General features: G+C 58.2%; 1 protein-coding gene and 2 pseudogenes. 2 read left to right on the top strand and 1 reads right to left on the bottom strand.

The window, feature by feature from the left end:
• On the top strand, positions 1-320 hold a 320-nt coding region (locus AWB78_RS49205), incomplete at its 5' end, for a transposase (RefSeq protein ID WP_232478151.1).
• Between the two features lie 146 nt (positions 321-466).
• Positions 467-928: pseudogene (locus tag AWB78_RS42740) on the top strand (ATP-binding protein); the annotation flags it as partial.
• Here AWB78_RS42740 and AWB78_RS49200 read toward each other — a convergent pair.
• Positions 898-1,078, bottom strand: a pseudogene (locus AWB78_RS49200) (hypothetical protein); the annotation flags it as partial. The pseudogenes AWB78_RS42740 and AWB78_RS49200 overlap by 31 nt on opposite strands.

Genomic DNA, 1,078 nt, shown 5'->3' with positions numbered 1-1,078 from the left:
AGCCCTGTAACCAGCCTGCATCGTCTATCCTCCGGATCCATTGCATCTTAACAGTGCCGCTTCCCACCACCCAGCACCGCCGGGAAGTTATTTCTCACTCGTTCCTATGCGCCGCGATGGCCGACAAGTTTACTTGTGCGCAAACTCAGGCGGCCTATCGAAAGCGCAAATGGCTGTCCGAACCGCCGAATGCCTGGGTAAAGAGCGTTCTCGGATTTCGACAATTCAGCATGCGTGGACTGGCCAAGGCACAGGCCGAATGGAAACTCGTCTGCGCGGCGCTGAACCTACGCAGAATGTCGAAAATGACGCCTGCGTAAGTCCCGAAGGGGACAACATTGCCCTGATTTCGCCGCCGGGAAAGCCACTTTTGCGCGCAATGGCGGGCCAAACCGCAATCGGCGTTGACGCCCGCACGATGTGGCGTCAGTACCGGCAGCTCAAATTCTGTCTGCCGCGCGGATTCCTAGGTTCGGCCATCGGACACGCGTTGATTGACGCCGGCTACCGGGTGCTGTTCACGCGTACGAGCGAGCTCGTACAGAAGCTGCAGGCTGCGCGCCAGAGCCTGCAGTTGCCTTCAGCTCTTGCCAAGCTCGACCGCTTCGACCTGATCATCCTCGACGACCTGTCGTACGCCCGTAAGGACCAGGCCGAAACAAGCGTCCTGTTCGAGCTGATCGCCGAAAGATACGAGCGCCGCAGCCTTCTGATCACGGCCAACCAGCCCTTCTCGGGATGGAATAACGTGTTTCCGGATCCCGGCATGACTGTCGCTGCAATCGACCGACTCGTCCACCATTCGACGATCTTCGAGATGAACGTCGAAAGCTACCGTCGTCGCGCAGCCAGCGACAAACAGAACAACCGGCGCCGACAATCATCCAGCGACAAACATCAACAAGGAGCGACAACCATGACCGGATAACGACCGACAATCATCCCGGTCGACCGGCCAAGATGGTTGTCGGTAAACCGGCCGTGCTGCTTGACGCTGTCCACGTTGCGATTGACAATCATCGTACCGTGGTTTGCGGCGGCTAGTATGTACGCAATGGGGCGTTGAGGATATGACATT

This window comes from Caballeronia calidae (genome assembly GCF_900044055.2).
GTDB lineage: Bacteria > Pseudomonadota > Gammaproteobacteria > Burkholderiales > Burkholderiaceae > Caballeronia > Caballeronia calidae.
The sequence above is the reverse complement of the archived record's forward strand: the minus strand, read 5'-3'. Positions and strand labels throughout refer to the sequence as shown.